Consider the following 17185-nt stretch of genomic DNA (forward strand, 5'->3'; position numbering starts at 1 on the left):
TGCGTGAGGAAAAGGAGGGAAATGGGCTCAAACGCGCTCTAAAAAAGGGCTTCTTGATCCGGTTTTTTTCAGATCGTGAAGTGTTGGGGCTGGAAGTCCAGGAATTGCCCGGTTTTTAGAGGTTCCCATCCATGAACAGCAGCTCGACATGCACGTCTTGCAGCTTTTGATCGGGCAGGCCATTGGTGATGACCATGCGCGCATCAAAGGCCTGACGCTCCAGGGAGAGCTTTTGCTCAATGACGATTTTGACTTCGGCACAGACAGCGCCCCCCGCCTGAGCCCATGCAGGGCCTGCCATCTGCCAAAACAGCATCAGATACAGGATCAACCAAACGCAACGCCACGCGCCATGGCATCCCTTGCGCCCCTCTCGCCCCATAGGATTCCCCCCATGCTGATTTTTTTCAGCATTCTAAATACAGGGCCAGAGAAAAGGCAAATTACATACAAAAGAAACAGAGTGAAGTTAAACCCAGGGCTATAGAGCATGAAAGCCCTCAGGGTGGCGAATCCCCTGTGTGTCGCCAGGGATAGCTCAATACACAGAGGCAGAGAGCTAGAAATAAAAAAGGAGCCAAATGGCTCCTTCTTGATAAGGCCGCGCGCCCTGCTGGAGCGCGCAAGATGAAATTTGGAGCGGGAAACCGGTCTCGAACCGGCGACCTCAACCTTGGCAAGGTTGCGCTCTACCAACTGAGCTATTCCCGCATAATCCTCTAAAGCGCTTGCTTTGTCGGAAAGCGCGCATTCTAGCACAGGTTTTTGCCGTGGCGGGCAAGCTGCCTGACAATGGGCGCCATTGTGTGGAGCCTGCATCCAGGGCCTCGGCCATCGCTGGCTGCACACATTGCGCACGCGTCAGCCCCGCCTCACAGCGAGCAGCGCAGCAGGCACCCTCATACCCATTGTTCAAGGCTTGCCAAGTTTCTTTTCCTATGGCCCAGCAGAAAACCGCCCGCACGTCCAAACTTGCCCGCCAGCACAGTGGCAGCCCGCGCTCGCAGCCCAGGGGCCAAGATGCCGAACCCCGCCAGAGTATGCGGCTGGACAAGTGGCTATGGTGCGCGCGCTTTTTCAAGACCCGCTCTTTGGCTGTCGAGCAAATTGACAAGGGGCGGGTGATGGTCAATGGCGTGGCAGCCAAGCCGGCGCGTGAGGTGCATATTGATGATGTGCTGTGCATCGGCCATGGCCCACAGCAGCGGGTGGTGCGCATTTTGGCCTTGAGTCAGCAGCGCGGCCCTGCGCCCCAGGCGCAGTTGCTGTATGAAGAAACGGCCGAGAGCGTTGCCGCGCGCGAGCGCCAGGCGCAGTTGCGCCAGCTGGCACCAGAGCCAGCCAGCGGGCTGCGCCATGGCCGGCCGACCAAGAAAAGCCGGCGCGAGCTGGACCAGCTGCAGCAGCACTGGGGGCGCACGCCTGCAGCCCTGGATGCACGCTGGTCTGCCAGGCTGAGCGATGAATGACGGCCACGCCTGCTGCCGGAGCAAGCTACCGAGGCAGCGTCTGCTGCGCCTATCCAACACGCTCCCCAGGGCCGTGACGCCGCCGGCCCCTGCCCCTACAATCACAGGCTGATTGCATCGCTAGGCTTCGCCCGACAGGTTCTGCCCGGCGGTGATTGCCGCGCACCACGTGGCCCGGCCTGTGGCCCATCACCAGCAATATCCGCCCCACCCCATCAGCCTCTGGATACACACCATGAACCGCTGTTCCCGCCCCCACGCCATCCGCAGCCCCCGCGCAGCGTCTTGGCTGATTGCGCTGTCCTTGTCTGCCGCAGCCCTGCTGGCCGCCCCGGCGGCCCAGGCGCAGCACGCCCCTTTGCAAACGGGGCACAGCCCCCAAGCCGCCCGCACCTTCCCCCAATCTGCGCTGTACGGCACGTTGGTCATCATTGATGCCTCATCGGCGCGTCTCAATGGCAAGCGCATTGGCCTGGCCCCTGGCTTGCGCCTTTACAACCAGCACCATCACATCGTGCCCGCAGCGCAACTGGCCGGTCAGCGCCTGCGCGTGCGCTATCAGGTGGAAGTGGCCACTGGCATGGTGCAGACTGCCTGGGTGCTGCGCGATGCGGAGATGCCGCCCCGACGCTTGTTCGGCCTGTTCGGGCCGGCTACGCAGGATCCGCACGAGGTGCAGCCCGGGCCGCTGGGCGTGGGCACGGCCAAAAATGCGCTGCGCCCGGCCTCGGCCAGTGGCGCGCACAGCGGCTACGGCACCATCACTGGCCACGGCACGGCCACGATGCGCTGAGCACGCCAGCTGGCGCACCCTGTTGAGGGTCGAGCGCTTTGCCGCATCCCTTCCCGGGCGGCATCATGGCGGGCTCGCCCCTTCCCCCGGCCTAAAGCCCGCATGCCCCATTGCGCGCAAGCGTCCGGCCATCCACTGCCCCACAACCAAGCGCCGCGCGCATCCTTATGGATGACCGGCGCTGACTTCAGCAGTCTGACAGCGCCACCCTGGCCCTGCCCCAAATCGCCGCCCCGATCCACGCCCGCTGACACCGGGGCTGATCCCGTTTCGCATCCGACGCATTCATTGCCCAGGCTCACGGCTGGGGTCCACTGCTGAGAGCCCCCATTCGGGGGATCGCCCGATCGGAAAAGCGCTCATTACCTGTTCCATTGCCTTGCCATGAAAAAGAAAATCTTCATCAAAACCTTTGGCTGCCAGATGAACGAGTACGACTCGGACAAGATGGCCGACGTCATGCACGAAGCCCAGGGCTACGAAAAAACCGATCGGATGGAAGACGCCGATCTGATCCTGTTCAACACCTGCTCGGTGCGCGAGAAGGCGCAGGAGAAAGTCTTTAGCGACCTGGGCCGCGCACGCCTGCTGAAAAAGCCTGGCGCCAAAATCGGCGTGGGCGGCTGCGTGGCCAGCCAGGAGGGCGAGGAAATCATCCGCCGCGCGCCCTATGTGGACGTGGTGTTCGGCCCGCAAACCCTGCACCGCCTGCCGCAACTGCTGGCCGAGCGCGAGGTGCAAGCCCGCCCGCAGGTGGATATTTCCTTCCCCGAAATCGAGAAGTTCGACCACCTGCCGCCCGCGCGCGTGGAAGGCGCCACGGCCTTTGTCTCCATCATGGAAGGGTGCAGCAAATATTGCAGCTACTGCGTCGTGCCCTACACGCGCGGCGAGGAAGTCAGCCGCCCGTTCGAGGACGTGCTGATCGAAGTGGCCGATCTGGCCAGCCAGGGCGTGAAAGAAATCAACCTGCTGGGCCAGAACGTCAACGCCTACCGCGGCCCCATGGGCGAGAGCGGCGAGATCGCCGACTTTGCCCTGCTGCTGGAATACGTGGCCGAAATCCCCGGCATCGAGCGCATCCGCTACACCACCAGCCACCCCAACGAATTCACGCCCCGGCTGATCGCCGCCTACGAAAAAATCGACAAGCTGGTCGATCACCTGCACCTGCCCGTGCAGCACGGCTCGGACCGCATCCTCATGGCCATGAAGCGCGGCTACACCGCCATGGAATACAAAAGCACCGTGCGCAAGCTGCGCGCCATCCGCCCCGAGCTGGCCATGAGCAGCGATTTCATCGTCGGCTTTCCCGGCGAGACCGAGCAAGACTTTGCCAAACTGATGAAACTCATCGACGACATCGGCTTTGACAACAGCTTCTCCTTCATCTACAGCCCGCGCCCGGGCACGCCCGCGGCCAATCTGCACGACGACACGCCGCACGAGGTCAAGCTCCAGCGCCTGCAAACCGTGCAGGCGGCCATCAACGCCAACATCCAGCGCATCAGCCAAGAGCGCGTGGGCAGCGTGCAGCGCCTGCTCATCGAAGGGCGCTCCAAGCGCGACGCCAGCGAGCTGATGGGCCGCACCGAATGCAACCGCGTCGTCAACTTCCCCGCCCCGCAGGGCGTGGACAGCGCCGCGCTCATCGGCCAAATGCTGGACGTGCGCATCACCGAAGCCATGACCTACACCCTGCGCGGCCAGGCCCTGGTCGAGGAGCACGCCTGATGGCCCAAGCCCCCAACCCCATCGACACCCCAACCGCCCCCGCCGCGCCAACGCCCAGCCTGGTGGGCCGCCTGCCAGGTGGCCCGCTGGACATCGTTGGCGACGTGCATGGCGAATGGGATGCACTGCAAGCCCTGCTCGCGCACCTGGGCTACGACCGCCAGGGCCGCCACCCGCAAGGCCGCACCCTCGTGTTCGTGGGCGATTTGTGCGACCGTGGCCCCAACACCCCGGCCGTGCTCGACTGGTTTGGCGAGGTTTATGAGGCCGGGCGCTGCGCCGCCGTGCTGGGCAATCACGAAGTCAACCTCATCCGCGAAGACGCCAAGGACGGCGCAGGCTGGTACTTCGACGCCCGCACCGAGCGCGACCGCGCCAAATACGCCCCCTTCGTCATCGCCTCGCCCGCCCAGCGCGAGCGCCACGCCGCGCTGTGCAACCGCCTGCCCGTGGCGCTGGAGCGCGAAGACCTGCGCGTGGTGCACGCCGCCTGGCAGGCCGCGCCCATTGCCGCCGCGCGCGGCTTTGCCCTGGGCACGGCGCGCCGCCAGTACGACCGCTTCGAAGAACAAGCGGCCGAACAGGCGCGCAGCGGCTCGCTGCAACGCCGCATCCAGCAAGAGCGCGCCGCCTGGCCGCATGACCTGGAAGATGGCCAGCACCAACCGCCGCTGCTGCGCGCGCACGGCGAGCGCGAGCTGCTCAAGCAAACCCACAACCCCCTCAAAATCCTTACCACCGGCGTCGAAGCCGCCGCCGCCCAGCCCTTTTACGCAGGCGGCAAATGGCGCTTCACCGATCGCCAACCCTGGTGGAACGCCTACGACGAGGCCACGCCCGTGGTCATCGGCCACTACTGGCGGCTCTTTGACGCCCCCGGCCCCGGCGCGCATGCCGAAAGCGCGCTGTTTGCCGGCATCCCCGGCAACGCCTGGCACGGCAAGCGCGGCAACGTCTTTTGCGTGGACTTCTCCGCTGGCGCGCGCTGGAGCGAACGCCTGCAAGGCCAGCACGACCCGCGCCAAAGCCGCTTCCACCTCGCCGCCCTGCGCTGGCCGGAGAAAACCCTGGTCTTCGACACCGGCGAGAGCTGGGCCACCGTGGCCGCACCCTCTGCCTGAAGCGCTTGGTGCGCCGTGCCCAAATACGCCGCCAACATGCCCCCATCCGACCGATCCATGCAATCGCAGGCATGGCTGCGCACCTGGCTGGCGCGCCTGCTCAAAGCCCTGGGCCTGCTGGCTCTGGCCATTGCTTTGCTGTGGGCGGGCCTGGCCATCTGGGCGCTGCTGCGCGGCCCCACGCCAGAGCAGCAGCATGCGCTGGCCGCCTTGCGCAATCCAGCCGCCACGCCCGCCAACTCTGCCCAGACCAGTCCGCAAGACGGCTTTGCCGCCCTGTGGCTGCTGGCGCGCGACGTCCCGGCAGAGCAGCAACATGCTATAGCCTGGCAGGATGTGGAGCACTTCGTCAGCTACCGTGGCGATGCCTGGCCAGCCCCTTCCGAGCGCTTTGCCGAGCTGACGCCGCAGGAACATGCCAGCTGGTGCCGCGTTTGGGATGAGCAGCCCTGCCTGCAGCGCGTACGCGCCGATCTGCCGCGCTTTCAGGCCCAAATCCAGGCCCACCAAGCGCTGCTCCAGCGCATCGCCGCACTGGCCAACTACGGCTACGTCAGCCAGCCCTTCGTCTGGCGCATGGACACGCCGCTGCCCTCTTACCAGCACCTGTTCTACCCGGCTACCCAATACGCCGTGCAGTTCTGGAGCGGCCAGCCCGAACAGGCCATGCACGGCCTGTGCCGACACACCGACACCGTGCAACGCCTGCTGCAAGGCCCGCACAGCACCCTCATCGCCCAAATGGTTGCCGCCGCGCAGTTGCGCCAAAGCGCCGCGCTGCTGGCCGACATGCTCTACCACGCGCCCCAAGTCCAGGCGCCTTCAAACTGTCTACAAGCCTTTGCCCCGCAGCCCGATCACGCCCAGTCCTTGTGCGACATCGCCCGCAATGAATACCAATTCAGCCTTGGAGCCCTGCGCCACCCTCTGCCCTCATGGGCGCGCGACGCCTTTCTAGAAGGCAGCGTAGAAGGCAGCGGTCTGGAAAGCGGCCCGCAGCATTCCCGCATCAGGCGCTGGCAGCGCATCCTGGTGGCGCTGCTGCCCGCGTGGAGCCACGACCACACCTTGCGCCGCCTAAGCGCCCCCCGTTATGCCTGGGTCTGCACGCCCGAGGCCCAGCAAGCGCTGTCCCAGGCCGATTTCGCCCGGCTGCACGCGCTGGGAGCCGCCCACGCCCAGGCCATCGCCTGGCAAGCTGCTTGCGCTTTGGCTCCCAAAGCCTGCTTATGGAACACCGGCGAGCCTATTTTTGCAGCCCAGCCCAGCTACCCGCAGCGCCTGCACGACCGCGAAGCCACCCGCCGCGCCATCGCCAGCCTGCTGTGGCTGCGCATGCAGCCCACACCTGCGCCTGCCGCTGGCGCATCGGCGCTGCAAGCCTGGCAGGCCCTGTTCGCGCAGCGCCCCGCCGAGCTGCGCCTGCCTGGCAGCACACCAGAGATCACCTCCTTGCCCGATGGCGCCTGGGCCTTGCACGTCCCGCTGCATGACAACGCGCGCGCCACAGCCCTGCAGCTACCCTTCGCCCCATTCGCCCAGTAACGCCGCCCACGCCATCCCAAACCGGCCCCCACCCTGCGCATACAATGCGCGCTGCCATGCCGCCTGGCGCCAGTGCGCCGGCCTGTTCATTACTTTCACCAGCGCTCGGCGCCTGTCGCCCCCGCAGCGCCAAGGACAACACCATGACCCAGGAAAACGACAAGGATTCGCGCATTGCACTGTTTCTCGTCTTCACCCTCATCGGCCTGATCGTCGCGGGCGTGCTGTGGTTTGCCACGGCCGGCGCACTCAAGCGCAACAAGGCCGTTGCACCGCCGCCTGTGGTTCAGCCGCAGGCCACCCATGCCTCCGTCGGCCCTGGCGGCGCAACAGTCGTGCCAGGCACCCGCGCCTCGGTCAGCCCGGGCAGCGCCCCTGTGGCGGTAGCGGGCGACACGCCAAGAGTAGAGCTGACTGGCTCCATGGCCACCTTCTTGTTCGCACAAGACAGCGCGGCCGCACCTGGCAGCGCACAGGCCGAGCCCATTCTGGCCCCGCTGCTGGAGCGCCTGCGCGCAGGCGGCAAGCTGCACATCCTGCCGTTCAATGGCACGCAGTCCCAGACAGCGGCCAATGCCCTGCTGCCCAAGCAGCGTGGCCACCAGGTGTACGAGCTGCTGCGCAGCCTGGGCGTGCCCGCATCGCAGCTGCTGCTGGCCGAAGTGCAGAGTGATCCCCTGAGCGCCGACTGGCTGCAGGCCCAGCGCGTGGAGGTGGTGGTACTGCCCCAGCCAACCCCTGCCAGCGCCGTCTCCCCAGCAACGCCTATCGCCCCTGCGCCCGCCCCCGTAAACCCTGTGCCTGCGCCCATCGCCGACGTGCAGACCCCCTCGCCAGCCGTACAGCCAGCTGTGGCCCAGCCCAGCAGCGCCGCACAGGATGGCCCGCGCGTGGCCGTTGAAGGCGGCGTGGTCAAGTTCTACTTTGGCGTGGCCAGCGATGCTCTGGCCGATGGCGCTGCCCAGGCGCTGGCCGAAGTGGTCACCGCCGTGGCCGCAGGGCAAAGCGCGGTGATTTCCGGCTACACCGACCCCACGGGCAATGCCGCTTTCAATGAAGAGCTGGCCAAGAAGCGCGCTCAGGCCGTGCAGCGCACGCTGCTTGAGCTGGGCGTGCCCCAGGAGCGCATCACCCTGGAGAAGCCTCAGTCTCACACAGGCAGCGGCGACAACGCCGAAGCCCGTCGCGTCGAGGTGCGACTCGCCCCCTGAAGGCCGTAACCTCCAACCCCAGACAGACCAAACGCCGCGCAATGCCTGTTGCGCGGCGTTTTTTTCTTGCCGCCAGCCAACACCACACAAAGGCCGCAGCCCCCATCTACACAGGCGCACAGCTTTCAAAATCCAAGTCGTGCCAAGAGGGCTGGCATGCAAAGACCACTGTTACACTTGCAGCCCATTGCTTTTTTCTGCAACAGCCGGAGGAGATTCATGACATCTAGACATATTGGCGCACTTGGCATGCTGGCCATCGGCGCCGCCCTGCTCCCTATGGCAGGGGCCCATGGGCAGGAAAGCCCATCGCCGCAGCCGCCTCACATCTACGAGCAAGGCGACTTCCGCGTGGTCTATCAAGCCCCTTGGCAAGGCCTGCTGGAGAAGTTCAAGCTGTTCGACCATGTCACCTCCGGCTTCGCTGGCGGAGAAATCCAGTGGTACTACAACGATGCCAACCGGCCCGCTGCCTATGCCTCCGCCGACGCAGCCATTGCCGCGCTGCAAAACGGCATGCAGCAATGGCAGACGGTGTGCAATGTGCGCTTTGTCTACAAGGGCACGACCACCAATCTGCCAGGGCTGGCACTCAATGGCAGCCATGATGGCCAGAACACGATCGGCTGGCACGACCCAGGCAACAACAGCGTCGCAGGCACAGGCGGCGTGGGTACGTCAAACGGCCAAGCCGTAGAAGGCGATGTCTGGCTGTCCTCGCGCTACCGGGCCAGCAACAAAACCATCATCCATGAACTGGGTCACATGATGGGCATTGCCCACTCCGATGTGGACGATGTCGTGATGTCCGGCCCGCCGCTGACGAGTTACTCCCCCAACCCATCCCAGACTCTGCAGCCCGACGACATCGCAGCCTGCCGCCATCTCTACGGCGCGCCCTCGACTGGCACGGTGATTGCCGCAGTGGCGCCCACGGTGCTGAATTTCGGCAATGTGGTGCAAGGGCAAACTTCTGCTGCCCAAACAGTGACCTTGACCAATCAGGGCACGGCCGATTTGACGCTGACGCAGGCGCCCAGCGTAGCCGCGCCTTTTGCCATTGCCGCAACCGGCACGACCTGTGCGGCCAACACCACCCTGGCAACCAACCAGAGTTGCACAGTCGCCGTGGCGTACACGCCTACGGCCCTGGGCGGCTCATCGGGCTCGCTGACCTTCAAACACAACGCCTCGCCAGCCACCACCACCGTGGCACTGAACGGCACCGGGGTTGCAGCCCCGATACCCGCCGTGCAGCTGACGCCCGATCCCGTGAATTTCGGGACCGTCACCGTGGGGGGCAATGCCCAGCAAGACGTGACGGTGCGCAATAGCGGTAACGCGCCCTTGAATCTGACGCAAATCACCGCCCCCGCGCCCTTCAGCGTCATCGGTGGCAGCTGCGCTGTGGGCACTCCCGTGGCCGCAGGCAGCACCTGCACCGTGCGGCTGCGCTTTACGCCCACCAACGCCGGCAATGCACAAGAGCTGCTGCGCATCACGCACAATGGCACGCCCAATGTCAGCGAATTGTCTTTGAGAGGCCAGGGTGTCAATGCTGCGGCCCCCAATGCACAGTTGAGCACCAGCGCGCTCAACTTCAGCGGCATCACGCTCAACAACACCTCGCCAGCGCAAACCGTCACGCTGACCAACAATGGCACAGCCCCGCTGACTTTGAGCGCAGCGCCTGCAGTTGCCGCCCCCTTCCAGATCACCGGCGGCACCTGCACAGCCAACATGAACATTGCCCCTGGTGACAGATGCACCATCAGCGTGGTCTTCAAGCCCACGACCGCAGGTCCAGCCAATGGCTCGCTAACGATTGCCCACAATGCCGCCGGCAGCCCAGCGACCGTGGCACTGCGCGGCGTGGGCCAGGCTGCGCCAGCGCCCAATGTGCAGCTCTCGCCCACCACGCTGGATCTTGGCAACGCCACAGTGGGCGAGAGCTCGGCAGTCCGAACCGTGACCTTGACCAACAACGGCACAGGCCCGCTGACCTTGGGGGCAGCACCCACCGTATCCGGTCCCTTCGAGATCGCCGCTGGCAGCACCTGCACCGCCAGCGCAAACATCGCCGCAGGCGGCAGCTGCTCCATCGACGTGCTCTTCAAGCCTACAGCCGCAGGGCCGGCCAATGGCGCGCTGAGCATTGCCCACAATGCTGCAGGTAGCCCATCGATCGTAGCCCTGCGCGGCGTGGGCCAGGCTGCGCCAGCACCCAATGTGCAGCTCTCGCCCGCCGCGCTGGATCTTGGCAGTGCCACGGTAGGCGCCAGCTCGGCAGCCCAGACCGTGACCTTGACCAACAACGGCACAGCACCGCTGACCTTGGGTGCAGCCCCTGCAGTGACTGGCCCCTTCGAGATCGCCGCTGGCAGCACCTGCACCGCCGGCGCGAACATCGCCGCTGGCGGCAGCTGCGCTATCGACGTGGTTTTCAAGCCCACAGCCGCTGGCCCAGCCAACGGCACGCTGAGCATTGCCCACAATGCCGCAGGCAGCCCAGCGACCGTCGCCCTGCGCGGCGCGGGCCAGGCTGCACCAGCGCCCACTGCGCAGGTCTCGGTTGGCCATTGGGAGTTTGGCGTGATCGCCGTGGGCAATGAATCTGCGCCGGCCTCCATCACTTTCACCAACAGTGGCACGGCGCCGCTGACCCTGACGAGCCCGCCCTCGCTGACAGGCCCCAATGCCACAGCCTTCGTGCTGGATGTGGGCAGCTGCAACGTGGCAACGCTGGCGCCCGGTGCAAGCTGCACGGTGCAAGTGCGGTTCAAGCCCACGGTCACCGGCCTGCAAGAGGCTGAGCTGCGCTTTAATCACGACGCGGCAGGCAGCCCGACCATCGTGCGCCTGCGTGGCGGCGTGCCGCTGGGCGCAACACCCGTGCCGGCGCTGGCACCGCTGCTGCTGCTGCTGCTCTCGCTGGGCCTGGGCGCCACCGGCCTGCTGCAGCGTGGCCTGCGGCGCAAGGCATGAAAATGCCATGAGCCCAGGCGGCCTGCCCGCTGCCAAGCTGGTGTGAAGCCAGCTGGCAGCAGACAGCGCGAAGCGGGCAAACCGCCGCCTCATTCTCATTGAGGCGCGCGAAACCCAAAACAGCCCCGTCCATGGCTTTGTGCCATGGACGGGGCCGTTTTTCATCGGCGCCTATGTGCTTGGCAGCGGCAGGCGCTCAGCCCCGCCACCAGGAACAGCAGGCCCAAGCGCCTTCAGCGCCCGGCGCCCGCCTCGTGGGCCGATTCATCACTGGGCATTTGCAGGCGCTGCAAGGCCTGGCGCAGCGGCTCTGGCAAAGGCACGGGGCGGCGGCTGTCGCGATCGACATAAACGTGCACGAAATGCCCGCGCGCGGCGCACACCGCCTGGCCTTCGGCAAAGATTCCCAGTTCATAGCGCACGCTGGAGCGCCCCAAGTGCGCGGTGCGCAAGCCCACCTCTATGGCTTGCGGGAAGGCCAGCGGCGCGAAGTAATTGCACTGGGTCTCGATCACCAGGCCGATGACGCCGCCTGCATGGATGTCGAGCACGCCCTGGTTGATGAGGTAACGGTTGACGGCCGTATCAAACCAGCTGTAGTAAACGACGTTGTTGACGTGGCCATAAATGTCGTTGTCGCTCCAGCGCGTGTCGATGCGCTCAAAAGCGGCAAAGGCGCTGCGCGGCAAAGGCTCAGGCCGAGAAGCTGAAGAAGGCGAAGGGGTGCTGGCAATGCGCATGGTCGGTCTAGGAGAAAAAGAAAACGATGGTCAGGAAAAGCGGCTGCGACGCAGCACGCTGGCCAGGGCAGCCAGCAATGCACAGCCGGCAGCCAATGCAAAAGCGGTTTGCGGTCCACCCAGATAGTGCGGCGGCGGCCACAGCGTGAACACGCCGGCGGCCAGCGCCGCGCCCAGCGATTGCCCCGTCAGGCGGGCCGTGCCCAGCATGCCGCCTGCGGCGCCGCTGCGCGTGCGCGGCCCAGCCGTGAGGATGATGTGATTGTTGGGCGACTGGAACAAGCCAAAGCCCGCGCCACACAGCCAGGCCGCGCAGCCCAGTGCCCACAACGGCGCATGCAGCGGCAGCAAGGCCAGCAGCAGCAACCCTGCCGCCAGCACCAGCATGCCCAGCGCGCCCAACACCGCGCCGGGAAAGCGCCCGATGCTGCGCCCGGCCCACGGCGCCACCAACACAATGGCCAGGGGCCACATGCTCACCAACAAACCCGTCTGCCACGGCGCATGGTGCAGGATGCTCAGGCTCAGAAACGGCAGGGCAATGAAGCTGAGCATTTGCGCCGCAAAAGCCATCACCGAGGCGCACATGGACAGCGCAAACACCGGAATGCGCAGCAAATCGAGCGGCAGCAGCGGCTCGGGCAGCCGGCGCTGGCGGCGCACGTGCCAGATCCACAGCAGCAGACTCAAGCCCAATACAGCCGCGCCCAGGCGGCCATGCCAGCCCCAGTGGCCATGCGCCAGCCAGTGCGACAAGCCATGCGCGGCCAGCGCATCCACGGCCCAGAACAGCAGACCGAAGGCCAGGATGTTAAGCAACCAGTCCAGCGCCGAAAACGGCGTGCGCCCGCTGCACTGGCCCACCGGCAGATGGCGCCGCCCCAGCACCACCACGGCCAGCGCCAGCGGCACGCCCAGCGCAAACAACCAATGCCAGGACAGCAGCGACAGCACCAGCGAGGCCAGCGCCGGGCCTGCCACGGCGGCCATGGCCACGGTCATGGCATTCAAGGCAATGCCACGCCCCAGCAAGGCGCTGGGATAGACCTGACGCACCAGCGCGGCATTGACGCCCATGACAGCCGCGCCGGCCACGCCCTGCGCCGCGCGGCACAGCACCAACAGCCACAGCGCTGGCGCCAGCGCGCACAGCAGCGCGGCGCAGGCAAACAGGCCCATGCCCCACAGATACACGCGGCGGTAGCCCAGGCGCTCGCCCAGCGAGGCCATGGGCAGCAGCAGGCCCAGCACGGCCAACTGATAACCCGTGACGACCCTGACGGCCGAGGCCGCTGGCACATCAAAAGCGCGCGCGATCTTGGGCAGCGCCAGCGTCACGATGGAGCCATCGAGCACCACCAGCACCAGGCCCAGCAGAATCACGACCACGGCCTTGCGCCGCTGCACTGGCGGCAGGCCATCGGCCTGGTCGGCCGTGGCCTGTGGGGCTGCGGTCGTCGTGGGCGCTGGGGGGTGCAGAAGATCGGAGGCGGGCACGGTAAGAGCCTGTTCAAAGTCTTGGTGCGAGCGAGCAAGAAGCGGTTTGGGATGGCTGCAAGGCGCAAAAACCCAGACGGGCCTTGTGGCTTGGCCTGGCTTTGCAACACAGCAGACCACCCGAACCTGCTCTCTTGCCCGCCGTGCAGCGACTTTAGAGCGTGTTATGCAGTCAGTGGCTGCGCTGGCGCGCGATTATCGCGGCCAGGGCGCCTGGCCTGTCGTCCCCAGACCTGTGTCGCTGTCGCGCGCGAATCATGGCCGATGGGGGTGAGGAATCACGAAATAATGCGTCCTTTGTACAGGCTCTGACCCCAGCTTCACGGCACAGAAAGGACACGCGCGCATGACCACCGAATCCCTGCTCCAGCTGTTGCACCAGACCGTGGGCGAGGCCCACGTGCTCACCGGCACCGGGCTGGAGCGCTACGAGCGCGACTGGCAGCAGCGCGTGCATGGCAAGGCCCTGGCTGTGGTGCGCCCGGCCAGCACGGCCGAGGTGGCTGCCGTGCTGGCTGCCTGCGCCCAGGCGCAGGTGGCGGTGGTGCCCCAGGGCGGCAACACCGGGCTGGTGGCCGGCGGCGTGCCCGATGCCTCGGGCACGCAAGTGGTGTTGAGCCTGCAACGCATGCAGGCGGTGCGCGCCATCGATGCGCACAACATGACCATGACGGTCGAGGCCGGCTGCACGCTGCAGCAGGTGCAACAGGCCGCCGCCCAGGCCGGCTTGCTGTTCCCGCTCAGCCTGGGCTCGGAGGGCAGCTGCACCATTGGCGGCAATCTGGCCACCAACGCTGGCGGCACGCAGGTGGTGCGCTATGGCAATGCGCGCGAACTCTGCCTGGGTCTGGAAGTCGTCACCGCCCAGGGGCAGGTCTGGGAGGGGCTTTCGGGCCTGCGCAAGGACAACACCGGCTACGACCTGCGCGATTTGTTCATCGGCAGCGAAGGCACGCTGGGCGTCATCACCGCCGCCACGCTGCGCCTGTACCCACAGCCGGTGGCGCAGCTGACGGCCTGGGTGGCGCTGCCCGACCTGCAGCAAGCCAGCGCCCTGCTGCAACTGGCGCGCCAGCAGCTCGATGCGGGCCTGAGCGGCTTTGAGGTCATGAACCAGTTCGCGCTGAGCCTGGTGGCCAAGCACCTGCCGCAACTGCGCCCGCCAATGTGGCAAAGCCAGCCTTGGTGCGTGCTGCTGGAGCTCTCGGACAGCGAGTCCGAGCAACACGCCCGTGCGCGTTTCGAGCAGCTGCTGGAAGCGGCGCTTGAGCAGGGCCTGATCAGCGACGCCATCGTCGCCGCCAGTTTGCAGCAGGCCCAGGAGCTGTGGCACGTGCGCGAGGGCATCACCCTGGCGCAAGCGCAGGAGGGGCAGAACCTCAAGCACGATGTGTCGATCGCCATCTCCGCCATCCCACAGTTCGTGCAGCAGGCCAATGCCGCGCTGCTGAAGGCTTGGCCCGATGTGCGCATCCTCACCTACGGCCACCTGGGCGACGGCAACCTGCACTACAACGTGCAGCACCCGCAGGGCCAGACGCCAGCGCAGTTCAATGCCCGCCACGGCCAGGCGATTTCCGAGACGGTGTACGCGCTGGTGCGGCGCTTTGGCGGCTCCATCTCGGCCGAGCACGGCATCGGCGCCCTCAAGCGCGACACCCTGCCCCAATACAAATCCCCCGTGGCGCTGCAGCTCATGCAGGCCATCAAGCAAGCGCTCGATCCGCAAGCACTCATGAACCCCGGCAAGGTGCTGGCCTGGCCAACGGCCTCACAAGGCGGCCAAAGCGCCCCAAGCGGTGCAGAATAGCGCTTGCCGATAAGCCCCCGCCCTGCTCGCCCGCTGGCTAGCCCGACATTGGCAAAACGCTCGCGGCGGCGGGGCCATTCACTGTTTTTGGGAGAACCGAGCATGAAAAAAAGCGTGTATGCCATGAAACCCCGCGCCGCCCTGGCCGCCGTAGTGGCCGCAGTCCTGCCGCTGCTGATGGCCTGCCAGAGCACCCCGACCACGCCTACAGCGCAAGACCTGGCGGCCAAGACCCAGGCGCTGGCGTCACCGGTGCCGGTGCTGGCGCTGGACGCCAAGGGCCAGGCCATCATTGCCTACTTTGGCGCAGCCGACACGCCCCAGGAAGGCCAGCTGATGCAAGCGCCGCAGGAGCGCGGCTTCTACCGCATTTATCTGGGCAAGAACAACGCCGGCCAGCACCTGATCCAGGACATGTACCAGTCCAACGGCGCTGCGCAAACAGATGCCTTCGCCGTCGAGGCCAGCGCCAATCTGCAGGAGTGGGAAGTCATCGCCCAGGATGGCGAGATCGTCTACTACCGCCCCAGCGGTGAAGTGCGCGGCCGCACCGGCTACCGCGGCGGCCAGTTGCATGGGCGCGATGTGTACTACAACAACGATGGCTCCGAACGCTCGCTGTTCAGCTGGCGCGATGGCCTGCTCGAAGGGCCCTTCTTCGCGCGCGAGCCGGGCACGCAGCGCAGCGTCAGCGGCATGGCGCAAAACGATGAAATCGTCGACATCGGCGGCACCGACGCCCAGGGCGCGCCCCTGACGCCCGAGCAAGCGCTGGATTTACTCGAAACCTCGCTGCACGAGTGGCACAAAGACATCTTCGAGTAACCCCCTGGCACAACATCACACTGGCACGGCACAGCGCACGCGTGCCGGCGTGATGTTTTGATGGACCTGCGCCATCCCCACGCATTGACTGAGAAAAGGCTGCCATGAATTCGCCCACCCCGACCTTCGCCCCCATGCCCGATGCCCAGGGCTTCTTCGGCCCCTACGGCGGCCAGTTCATCCCGCCCGAACTCAAACAGGCGATGGACGAGATCGACCGGGCCTATGAAGACATTCGACAGCGCGAGGACTTCCAGCAGGAGCTGGCCGAGCTGTTTGCCGATTACGTCGGCCGCCCCAGCCCGATCTTTCACGCCAAGCGCCTGTCGGCGCAGCTGGGCGGCGCGCAAATCCACTTGAAGCGCGAAGACCTCAACCACACCGGCGCGCACAAGATCAACCACTGCCTGGGCGAGGCGCTGCTGGCGCGCTTCATGGGCAAGAAGAAGGTGATCGCCGAAACCGGCGCTGGCCAGCATGGCGTGGCGCTGGCCACCGCCTGCGCCATGGTCGGCATCCCCTGCGAGATCCACATGGGGCAGGTGGATGTGGAAAAGGAGCATCCCAATGTCACCAAGATGCGCATCCTCGGCTGCAAACTGGTGGCGGTGACACGCGGCGCGGCCACCTTGAAGGAGGCAGTGGACAGCGCCTTCGAGGAATACCTGAAGAACCCGCAGGACTATCTGTATGCCATCGGCTCGGTGGTCGGGCCGCATCCATTCCCGAAGATGGTGCGCGATTTCCAGGCCATCATCGGCCGCGAGGCGCGCGCGCAGTTCCTCGCCAAACATGGCCGCCTGCCCGACTTTGTCACCGCCTGCGTGGGCGGCGGCTCCAACGCCATCGGCATGTTCACCGCTTTTCTGGACGATGCCGATGTTCAGTTGGTGGGCGTCGAGCCCGCTGGCGAGGGGCTGGACAAGCCCGGCCGCCATTCGGCCACGCTCACGCGCGGCCATCCGGGGCACATCCACGGCATGGCCTGCTATGTGCTGGAAGAGGCCGAAGGCGTGCCAGCGGCGGTGCATTCGATTGCCTCGGGGCTGGACTATCCGGGCGTCGGCCCGCAGCACAGCTACCTCAAGGACATTGGCCGGGTGCAGTACCAGACCGCCAGCGATGAGGAAGCGCTGCAGGCCTTCATGACCCTGTCGCGCGTCGAGGGCATCATCCCGGCGCTGGAAAGCGCGCACGCAGTGGCCTGGGCCATGCGCAGTGCGGCCACGCTGCCTGCCGATCGGCACATCCTGGTCAACCTCTCCGGGCGCGGCGACAAGGATGCCGACTACGTGGCCGACAAGCTCGGGCTGTGACTGGCATCAGGACCTAGGCTGAATCGACATTCACCCCACCCACAAGGGAATCGATGCGAGGTAGAGGAAGGCCAGGAAGTGGGAGGGCTTGCGGTCGAAGCGAGTGGCGATGCGGCGGAACTGTTTGAGCCTGGCAAAG

Annotated in this window: 13 protein-coding genes and 1 tRNA gene; 10 read left to right on the forward strand and 4 right to left on the reverse strand. The window is 66.1% G+C overall.

Going from position 1 to position 17185, the window contains the following annotated elements:
• Window positions 1-115 precede the first annotated feature (115 nt).
• Together CLI93_RS14485 and CLI93_RS14490 are read right to left on the reverse strand one after the other, a co-directional pair.
• Complete coding sequence (locus CLI93_RS14485; RefSeq protein WP_143327017.1) at window positions 116-301, reverse strand: hypothetical protein; 186 nt, start codon at window positions 299-301, stop codon at window positions 116-118.
• 334 nt (window positions 302-635) lie between these two features.
• A tRNA-Gly gene (locus CLI93_RS14490) sits at window positions 636-711 on the reverse strand.
• A 329-nt stretch (window positions 712-1040) separates the two neighbouring features.
• Between CLI93_RS14490 and CLI93_RS14495 the strand changes: the two genes are divergently transcribed.
• The 7 genes from CLI93_RS14495 (at window position 1041) to CLI93_RS14525 (ending at window position 10858) form a co-directional block, all read left to right on the forward strand.
• Window positions 1041-1469, forward strand: a complete 429-nt coding sequence (locus CLI93_RS14495; RefSeq protein WP_095543443.1) for an RNA-binding S4 domain-containing protein — start codon at window positions 1041-1043, stop codon at window positions 1467-1469.
• 235 nt (window positions 1470-1704) lie between these two features.
• Window positions 1705-2262, forward strand: coding sequence for a hypothetical protein (locus tag CLI93_RS14500; RefSeq protein WP_238945916.1), 558 nt, complete (start codon window positions 1705-1707; stop codon window positions 2260-2262).
• 384 nt (window positions 2263-2646) lie between these two features.
• Entirely contained in the window at window positions 2647-3996 is a 1350-nt protein-coding gene (miaB, locus tag CLI93_RS14505; RefSeq protein WP_095543434.1) for a tRNA (N6-isopentenyl adenosine(37)-C2)-methylthiotransferase MiaB, read from the forward strand.
• Complete coding sequence (locus CLI93_RS14510; protein ID WP_095543435.1) at window positions 3996-5117, forward strand: metallophosphoesterase; 1122 nt, start codon at window positions 3996-3998, stop codon at window positions 5115-5117. The genes miaB and CLI93_RS14510 overlap by 1 nt, the downstream gene beginning before the upstream one ends.
• A gap of 36 nt (window positions 5118-5153) precedes the next feature.
• Window positions 5154-6662, forward strand: a complete 1509-nt coding sequence (locus tag CLI93_RS14515; protein ID WP_143327018.1) for a hypothetical protein — start codon at window positions 5154-5156, stop codon at window positions 6660-6662.
• Between the two features lie 143 nt (window positions 6663-6805).
• Window positions 6806-7873: an OmpA family protein gene (locus CLI93_RS14520; RefSeq protein ID WP_172424357.1), complete on the forward strand. Its 1068-nt coding sequence runs from the start codon at window positions 6806-6808 to the stop codon at window positions 7871-7873.
• A gap of 219 nt (window positions 7874-8092) precedes the next feature.
• Complete coding sequence (locus CLI93_RS14525; protein WP_172425560.1) at window positions 8093-10858, forward strand: choice-of-anchor D domain-containing protein; 2766 nt, start codon at window positions 8093-8095, stop codon at window positions 10856-10858.
• 233 nt (window positions 10859-11091) lie between these two features.
• On the opposite strand, the gene CLI93_RS14530 is transcribed toward CLI93_RS14525, so the two are convergent.
• Both CLI93_RS14530 and CLI93_RS14535 read right to left on the reverse strand, forming a co-directional pair.
• Window positions 11092-11598, reverse strand: a complete 507-nt coding sequence (locus CLI93_RS14530) for an acyl-CoA thioesterase (RefSeq protein ID WP_095543439.1) — start codon at window positions 11596-11598, stop codon at window positions 11092-11094.
• Window positions 11599-11628: 30 nt separating this feature from the next.
• On the reverse strand, window positions 11629-13095 hold the full coding sequence (locus CLI93_RS14535; RefSeq protein ID WP_238945917.1) for an MFS transporter: 1467 nt from the start codon (window positions 13093-13095) through the stop codon (window positions 11629-11631).
• Window positions 13096-13441: 346 nt separating this feature from the next.
• Here CLI93_RS14535 and CLI93_RS14540 point away from each other — a divergent pair, with 346 nt between their 5' ends.
• The 3 genes from CLI93_RS14540 to trpB all read left to right on the forward strand — a co-directional run bounded on the left by CLI93_RS14540 (window position 13442) and on the right by trpB (window position 17046).
• Window positions 13442-14905, forward strand: a complete 1464-nt coding sequence (locus tag CLI93_RS14540; protein WP_095543440.1) for an FAD-binding oxidoreductase — start codon at window positions 13442-13444, stop codon at window positions 14903-14905.
• Window positions 14906-15007: 102 nt separating this feature from the next.
• Entirely contained in the window at window positions 15008-15730 is a 723-nt protein-coding gene (locus tag CLI93_RS14545) for a toxin-antitoxin system YwqK family antitoxin (RefSeq protein WP_095543441.1), read from the forward strand.
• Between the two features lie 104 nt (window positions 15731-15834).
• Window positions 15835-17046, forward strand: a complete 1212-nt coding sequence (gene trpB / locus CLI93_RS14550) for a tryptophan synthase subunit beta (protein ID WP_095543442.1) — start codon at window positions 15835-15837, stop codon at window positions 17044-17046.
• The last annotated feature ends 139 nt before the right edge of the window (window positions 17047-17185 follow it).

This window comes from Vandammella animalimorsus (assembly GCF_002288875.1).
Taxonomy (GTDB): Bacteria; Pseudomonadota; Gammaproteobacteria; order Burkholderiales; family Burkholderiaceae_C; genus Lampropedia; species Lampropedia animalimorsus.